The sequence below is a fragment of the Halorhodospira neutriphila genome (assembly GCF_016584055.1).
GTDB classification, from domain to species: domain Bacteria; phylum Pseudomonadota; class Gammaproteobacteria; order Nitrococcales; family Halorhodospiraceae; genus Halorhodospira; species Halorhodospira neutriphila.
On record NZ_NRSH01000112.1, the window covers coordinates 1 to 7,145 of the forward strand.

Here is a 7,145-nt window from a genome sequence, read left to right on the forward strand (position 1 = left end):
TGTTGAGGGGGGCAGCCGGCTAAGTTTAAAATTATTCTGCATCAAAGTGTGCAACCGGCCGCATAAAGGGCTTACCATGTCGAGTATGAGTGAGAAGACCGGGCTCGATGGCGACAACGGCGCCGGCTACCTCCGGGCGATCGGGCTGCGCCCCACGCAGCAGCGCATGGCCCTGGCGGGGCTGCTATTCTCCGGGGAAGACCGCCACGTGACGGCAGAGGCCCTCTACGAGGAGGCGACCGCGCGCGGGATCAAGGTCTCGCTGGCGACGGTCTACAACACGCTCAACCAGTTCAAGGAGGCCGGCCTGCTGCGCGAGGTGATCGTGCACTCCGGCAAGTCGTACTTCGACACCCGTACCGAGGACCACCACCACCTCTACGATGAGCACAGCGGCCGCATCGAGGACGTGCATCTCGACATCGACGAGCGCGAGCTCTGCGAGCAGCTCGAGGTCCCCAGGGGCAAGCGCGTCGCCGGCGTGGATATCGTCGTGCGCCTGCGCGAGAGCGGCGACTGACGGCCCCGCGGTAGCAAGGAGAGGCGATTGGGCGTAGGCGGACCCGTGGGCATCTATGTCGACGTGGCCAATATCCAGGCCAACGGCGGCTTCGGCATGCAGTACGACATCCTGCGCCGCCTCGCCTGCCGCGGCGGCGGCGAGGCGCTGCGGCTGAACGTCTACGCCGTCTACGACGACGCCCGGGCCGCCCGGGACCCGGCCTACCAGCAGAAGGTCAGCAACTTCTTCGCCTCCCTGCGCGAGTTCGGCTACAAGGTCATCGTCAAGCACTTCCGCTGGTACACCGACGAGGAGGGGAACCGCTACGCCAAGGCCAACGCCGACCTGGAGATGGCCGTCGACGCCCTGACGCAGTCGCGCAACCTCTCCCGCGTGGTGCTCGTCACCGGCGACGGCGACTTCGTGCAGGTGGTCCGCGCCCTCCAGGACCAGGGCTGCCGGGTGGAGATCGTCGCCTTCGAGAACGTCTCCGGCGCCCTCAAGCGCGAGGCCGACGACTACATCTGCGGCTACCTCATCCCCGGCCTGCTGCCCGCCCGGCGCGGCGGCAACGGCAACGGCCGCCCTCCCTGGGGCGAGGCGGGCTCGCGGGTGCGCGGGACCTGCTACTACCACGCCCAGGAGGGCGGGTACGGCTTCATCCGCTACCTGCGCGGCGACGTGACGTGGGCGGACAACCTCTGGGTGACCGACACCCGCGACGCCGACTCGCCCTACGCCTCGGCCTTCTTCCGCGACAGCGAGCTGCCCGCCGACGTCCGCCCCGCGGACCTGCCCAGCCACGAGACGGTGCTCGAGTTCGACCTGGTGGCCTCGCCGGTCAAGGAGGGCTCGCTGCAGGCCGTGCAGATCCAGCGGATCTAGCCCGGCGAGGGGGTCCCCTCGAGGAGCTCGTCGAGGATCCCGCGCAGGGCGTGCTCCTGGCGGGCGCGGCGCAGCCGCTGGCTGCGGATCAGCGCCTCGAGATCGGCGCGGGCGCGCTCGAAGTCGTCGTTGACGACCAGGTAGTCGTACTCGGCGTAGTGGGCGAGCTCGGCGGCCGCCTCCTCGGTGCGCCGGGCGAGCGTCGCCTCGTCGTCCTGCCCCCGCCCGCGCAGCCGGCGCTGCAGCTCCGCGCGCGAGGGCGGCAGGATGAACACCGAGACCGCCTCCGGCAGCAGGGGCCGCACCTGCTGCGCCCCCTGCCAGTCGATCTCGAGGATGACGTCCGCCCCGGCAGCGAGGCGCGCCTCGACCGCGTCGCGGGAGGTGCCGTAGAGGTTGCCGAAGACCCGGGCGTGCTCGAGGAAGCGGCCCTGGTCGACCAGCGCGGTAAAGCGCGCCTCGTCGGTGAAGTGGTAGTCGACGCCGTCGACCTCGCCGGGCCGGGGCGCCCGGGTGGTGTGGGAGACGGAGAGCTCGAGCCCGGGCACGGTCTCGAGCAGCGTGCGCACGAGGCTCGTCTTCCCGGCCCCGGGACCCTCTACATCGTCTCCGCCCCCTCGGGGGCCGGCGTCCCGCGGCTGGCCCGCTCCGGAGCCCGAGGGGGCGGCCTGCGGGCTGGGGGGGCGATCACTCGACATTCTGGACCTGCTCGCGCATCTGCTCGATGAGTACCTTCAGCTCCACGGCGGCGTTGCTGGTCGGCGGGTCGCCGGCCTTGGAGGCGATGGTGTTCGCCTCGCGGTTGAGCTCCTGCATGAGGAAGTCGAGGCGCCGGCCCACCGGCTCGGCCACGCCGAGCAGCCGCTGGACCTCGTCGAGGTGGGCGGTGAGGCGCTCGAGCTCCTCGTCGATGTCGAGCCGCTGGGCGATGTAGGCGAGCTCCTGCTCGAGGCGGCCGGGATCCGCCGGCTCCGGCAGCTCGGCGAGGCGCGCCTCGAGGCGCTCGCGGACCCTGCGGTTGGCCTCGCCGCGGCGCCCGGCGAGGCCGTCGACCTGCGCCCGCGCCGCCTGCGCGCGCTGGCGCAGGTGCTCGGCGAGGTGCTCGCCCTCCCGCCGGCGCGTCTCGCGCAGCCCGGAGACGGCCTCGTCGAGCAGCGCCAGGGCCGCCTCGTGCAGCGGCCCGGCGTCGCCCTGGGGCTCGCGCAGGACGCCGGGCTGGCGCAGGAGCTCCGTGACCGGGGCGGGGGCGGCCTGCTCGCCGAGGCGCTCCTGGACGGCGGCGCAGAGGCGGCCGAGCTCGTCGACCCGGGCCCAGTCCACCTCGAGCGCCGGGGCCTCGCCGGCGTCGCGGTCGAGGCGCAGGGTGGCCTCGACCTTGCCGCGCCCGAGGGCCTGGGCGAGCCGCTCGCGGAGCGCCGGCTCCAGCGGCCGCAGCTCATCGGGCAGGCGGGGCTGGATCTCCAGGTAGCGGTGGTTGACCGAGCGCAGCTCCCAGGCCAGGCGCGCCGGCCGGCCGTCCCAGGCGCCGTGCGCCTCGCGGCGCTCGAAGGCCGTCATGCTGTGGATCACGCCTCACCCCTTCTGCGTGCTCTGCTGGGGCCATCATACGGCATCCGCCGTAGGCTGCGGTAGGCCGCCGCAGCGGCTCAGCGGCCCTCCTGGCTGAAGCGGCCCACGAGCCGCGAGGCGTGGTCGATCTCGCCGGCGAGATCGGACATGCGCTCGCCCGCCTGCTCGGTGCGGTGGCGGACCTCCTGGGCGAGCTGGTCGATGTTGTTGATGTTGCGGTTGACCTCGTCGGCGGTGGCGCTCTGCTCCTCGGTGGCGCTGGCGATCTGGGCGCTCATCTCGCGCATGGTGCCCACGGCGCTATCGATCTGCTCGAGCGCCTCGCGGGCCTGGTCGGCGTACTCGAGGGTGGCCTCGGCCCGCTCGCTGCTCTCGCGCATGGCGGCGACCGCCTGCGAGGCGCCCTGCTGGAGCGACTCGATGATCCCCTTGATCTCCCGGGTCGACTCCGAGGTGCGGTCGGCGAGCACCCGGACCTCCTCGGCCACCACCGAGAAGCCGCGGCCCACGTCGCCGGCGCGGGCGGCCTCGATGGCCGCGTTGAGGGCGAGCAGGTTGGTCTGCTCGGTGATCTCCTGGATCAGGTTGAGCGCGGAGCCGATGCGCTCCGTCTCGTCGGCGACCTGGTGGATGACCTCCGCCGAGCCCTTGACCCGCTCGACGAGCTCGCGGACGGCGTCGGCGCTGCGCTGGACCGTCGCCATGCCGTGGCTGGTCTGCTCGCGGGCCTGCTCGCTGGTCTCCGCCCCCTGGGAGGCGTTGCGCGCCACCTCCTGGACGCTCTGGGACATCTCCTCCATGGCGGTGGCGACCTGCTGGGTCTCCTGGGTCTGGCGCTGGGACTGCTCCCGGGCCTCGGCGATGGCCTCGGCGGCCTGCGTGCCGGCGCCCTGGATGTGCTGCGTGGCGTTGGCGAGGCGCTCGGGCACCGCCTGCAGCTCGGTGCGCAGGTGGAGCAGGGCGAGCTCGAGCCGCGCCGCCTCGTCCTGGCGGCCGGTGTAGACGGCCTCGGCGATGGGGTCGTCGACGATCTGCGCGGCGCTGCGCAGCGCCTCGCCGAGGTGGCGCCACGCCCACGGCAGGGCCGCGAGGGCGGCGAGCGCGGCGCCGGCCACGGCCCCGATCTGGAGCCCCGCCGGCAGGCCCGCCGCCGCCGCGGCGATGGCCGTCAGCGGGGCGAGGAGCATCAGCCCGATGGTGCGGCCGCGGGTGTCGAGCTGCCAGCGCGGGCGCGCCGTGCGCGCGCTGATCTTGCCCTGGTCCGGCTCCCGGGCGCGGGCCTGGGCGTAGAGCGCCTCGGCGCGCTCGATGGTCGCCTCGTCGGGCGGCGGCAGGCGCACGGACTGGATCTCGGTGATGCGGCCCTGGTCGTCGACGATGGGGGTGGCGTAGGCGTGGACCCAGTAGTGGTCGCCGCTCTTGCAGCGGTTCTTGACCAGGCCCATCCACGACCGCCCCGATTGCAGGCGCTCCCACATCTCGTAGAATGCCTGGCGCGGCATGTCCGGATGCCGGATAATGTTGTGGGGTTGGCCGAGCAGCTCCTCCTCGGTGAAGCCGCTGACGCGGACGAACTCGTCGTTGACGTAGGTGATCTTCCCTTTCGGATCCGTGGTCGAGAGGATGGTGCCGGAGACCGGGACCCGGCGCTGGGTGACGGGCTGATTGCTGCGCATGACGCTCCTCGCTGGCTGGACCGCGATCTCGGCGCCGATCGCCCGGCGTGCGCCCGGGGCGGTCACGGCCGGGGGGTGTGCCGGCGAAAAACCTTGGCTCGTATACTCCAATACCGCTGCGTCCGCGTCCAGGAGCGAGCCGTGCCCGGCCGGCCGCCACCCCACTCGCGAGAGGGCCCGCCGCGCTCGCGGCGGGCGAATCGGCAATACTGAGGAGAAGCCTATGCGTCCCAGCGGCCGCGCCGCCGGCGAGCTGCGCCCCGTCTCGATCCAGCGCCACTACACTAAGCACGCCGAGGGCTCGGTGCTCATCGCCTACGGCGACACCCAGGTCCTGTGCACGGCGAGCGTCGAGGAGCGCGTCCCGCCGTGGCTGCGGGGCCAGGGCCGCGGGTGGGTGACCGCCGAGTACGGCATGCTCCCGCGCGCCACCCACACCCGCGGCGACCGGGAGGCGGCCCGGGGCCGCCAGCAGGGGCGGACCGTGGAGATCCAGCGGCTCATCGGCCGCTCCCTGCGCGCCGCCACGGACCTCGAGGCCCTCGGCGAGCGCCGGATCGTCGTCGACTGCGACGTCCTCCAGGCCGACGGCGGCACGCGCACGGCGGCGATCACCGGCGGCTACGTCGCCCTGGTCGACGCCGCGGCGCGGCTGCAGGCGTCGAGGACGCTGCGCAGCTCGCCGCTGCACGGGCAGATCGCCTCCGTCTCGGTGGGGGTCTACCGGGGCGAGCCGGTCCTCGATCTCGACTACGCCGAGGACAGCGAGGCGGAGACCGACATGAACGTGGTCATGAACGACGCCGGGGGCTTCGTCGAGGTCCAGGGCACGGCGGAGGGGCACGCCTTCCGGCGCAGCGAGCTCGACGCCATGCTCGAGCTCGCCGAGTCCGGGGTGGGCCGGCTGCTCGCGGCGCAGCGGGAGGCGCTCGGATGAGGGTGGTGCTCGCCAGCGGCAACGCCGGCAAGGTCGAGGAGCTCTCCCGGCAGCTCGCCGGCACCGGCATCGAGCTCGTCAGCCAGCGGGCGCTCGGGCTCGGCGGCGCCGCGGAGACGGCCGTGACCTTCGTCGAGAACGCCCTGCTCAAGGCCCGGCACGCCGCCGAGGGCAGCGGCCTGCCGGCGATCGCCGACGACTCGGGGCTCGCCGTCGACGCCCTCGACGGCGCCCCCGGCGTCTACTCGGCGCGCTACGCCGGCCCGGAGGGCGACGACGCGGCCAACAACCAGCGCCTGCTCCGGGAGCTCAGCGGCCTCCCCGCCGAGCGGCGGGGCGCCGCCTTCCACTGCGTGCTGGTCTACCTGCGCCACGCCGCCGATCCGGCCCCCCTGATCGCCCACGGCCTCTGGCGGGGCCGGATCGCCGAGGCCCCGCGCGGGGCGAACGGCTTCGGCTACGACCCGCTCTTCGTGGTCCCCGAGCTCGGCTGCACCGCCGCCGAGCTGGAGGCCGCCGAGAAGGACGCCCGCAGCCACCGCGGGCAGGCGCTGCGGGCGCTCTCCCGGGTGCTGGGCGAGGCGCTCGGCGATTGACGGCGTCGGCGCCCCGGGGGTGGGCGGCGGGCTGCCGCCGCTGTCGGTCTACGTCCACCTGCCGTGGTGCCTGCAGCGCTGCGCCTACTGCGACTTCAACGCCCGGGCGCTGCGGGGGCGGCTGCCCCACGAGGCGTACCTCGCCGCCCTAGGCGCCGAGCTCGAGCAGGCCGCGCCGACGGCCGCCGGCCGCCGGGCGGGGAGCCTCTACATCGGCGGGGGGACGCCGAGCCTCTTCCCGCCGCGGGCCATCGCGGCGATCATCGACGCCGTCGAGCGGTGGGTCGGCCTCGAGCCCGGCGCCGAGATCACCCTCGAGGCCAACCCCGGCGCCCGGGAGACGGCGCCCTTCCGGGCCCTGCGGGCCGCCGGCGTCAACCGCCTGTCGCTGGGCGTGCAGAGCTTCGACGACGCCGCCCTGCGCCGGCTCGGGCGCATCCACGACGCGGCCACGGCGCGCGCCGCCGTCGCCGAGGCCCTGGCGGCGGGCTTCGCCTCGGTCAATCTCGACCTGATGTACGCCCTGCCGGGGCAGGGCGTGGCCGGGGCGCGGGCGGACGTGCGCCGCGCCCTCGAGTGCGGCGTGCCCCACGTCAGCCACTACGAGCTGACCCTCGAGCCGGAGACGCCCCTCGGCCGGGCGCCGCCCGCCGACCTGCCCGGCGAGGAGGCGGTCCTGGCCATGGAGGCGGCGTGCCGGGCCGAGCTCGAGGCGGCCGGCCTGCAGCGCTACGAGGTCTCGGCCTACGCCCGGGCCGGCCACCTCTGCGCCCACAACCTCGGCTACTGGCGCTTCGCCGACTTCCTCGGCCTCGGCGCCGGCGCCCACGGCAAGTACACCACCCCCGCCGGCGAGGCGGTCCGCACGGCGCGGCGCGCCGCGCCGCGGCGCTGGATGACCGAGGCCGGCTCGCCGGCGGCGCTGGCGCACTGCGCTGCGCTCGGGCGCGGGGAGGTCGCCGTCGAGTTCCTCCTCAACG

At 74.4% G+C, this 7,145-nt stretch carries 8 protein-coding genes; 5 read left to right on the plus strand and 3 right to left on the minus strand.

The window, feature by feature from the left end:
• Positions 1-85: 85 nt before the first annotated feature.
• Complete coding sequence (gene irrA / locus CKO13_RS09400; RefSeq protein WP_200260007.1) at positions 86-520, plus strand: iron response transcriptional regulator IrrA; 435 nt, start codon at positions 86-88, stop codon at positions 518-520.
• Between the two features lie 45 nt (positions 521-565).
• On the plus strand, positions 566-1,387 hold the full coding sequence (locus CKO13_RS09405) for a LabA-like NYN domain-containing protein (protein ID WP_338034623.1): 822 nt from the start codon (positions 566-568) through the stop codon (positions 1,385-1,387).
• Here CKO13_RS09405 and gmk read toward each other — a convergent pair.
• The 3 genes from gmk to CKO13_RS09420 form a co-directional block, all read right to left on the minus strand.
• Entirely contained in the window at positions 1,384-2,085 is a 702-nt protein-coding gene (gene gmk, locus CKO13_RS09410) for a guanylate kinase (RefSeq protein WP_200260013.1), read from the minus strand. The two genes, CKO13_RS09405 and gmk, sit on opposite strands and share 4 nt — an antisense overlap.
• Positions 2,075-2,956 carry a YicC/YloC family endoribonuclease gene (locus CKO13_RS09415; protein WP_338034624.1) on the minus strand — a complete coding sequence of 294 codons (882 nt, stop codon included), beginning with the start codon at positions 2,954-2,956 and terminating at the stop codon, positions 2,075-2,077. The genes gmk and CKO13_RS09415 overlap by 11 nt, the downstream gene beginning before the upstream one ends.
• Before the next feature lie 77 nt (positions 2,957-3,033).
• Positions 3,034-4,632, minus strand: a complete 1,599-nt coding sequence (locus tag CKO13_RS09420) for a methyl-accepting chemotaxis protein (protein WP_200260016.1) — start codon at positions 4,630-4,632, stop codon at positions 3,034-3,036.
• A 223-nt stretch (positions 4,633-4,855) separates the two neighbouring features.
• Between CKO13_RS09420 and rph the strand changes: the two genes are divergently transcribed.
• The 3 genes from rph to hemW all read left to right on the plus strand — a co-directional run.
• A complete protein-coding gene (gene rph, locus CKO13_RS09425; RefSeq protein ID WP_200260019.1) occupies positions 4,856-5,569 on the plus strand; it encodes a ribonuclease PH in 714 nt (237 codons plus the stop codon).
• Positions 5,566-6,165, plus strand: coding sequence for an RdgB/HAM1 family non-canonical purine NTP pyrophosphatase (gene rdgB / locus CKO13_RS09430; protein ID WP_200260022.1), 600 nt, complete (start codon positions 5,566-5,568; stop codon positions 6,163-6,165). The genes rph and rdgB overlap by 4 nt, the downstream gene beginning before the upstream one ends.
• A gap of 19 nt (positions 6,166-6,184) precedes the next feature.
• Positions 6,185-7,145, plus strand: a 961-nt coding sequence (gene hemW / locus CKO13_RS09435) for a radical SAM family heme chaperone HemW (RefSeq protein WP_200260025.1), incomplete at its 3' end; no start/stop codon positions are given.

Coding starts and splice junctions, on each gene's coding strand:
- CKO13_RS09420 (WP_200260016.1), bottom strand. CDS start 4,632: ATGCGCAGCAATCAGCCCGTCACCCAGCGCCGGGTCCCGGTCTCCGGC.
- rdgB (WP_200260022.1), top strand. CDS start 5,566: ATGAGGGTGGTGCTCGCCAGCGGCAACGCCGGCAAGGTCGAGGAGCTC.
- irrA (WP_200260007.1), top strand. CDS start 86: ATGAGTGAGAAGACCGGGCTCGATGGCGACAACGGCGCCGGCTACCTC.
- rph (WP_200260019.1), top strand. CDS start 4,856: ATGCGTCCCAGCGGCCGCGCCGCCGGCGAGCTGCGCCCCGTCTCGATC.
- gmk (WP_200260013.1), bottom strand. CDS start 2,085: ATGTCGAGTGATCGCCCCCCCAGCCCGCAGGCCGCCCCCTCGGGCTCC.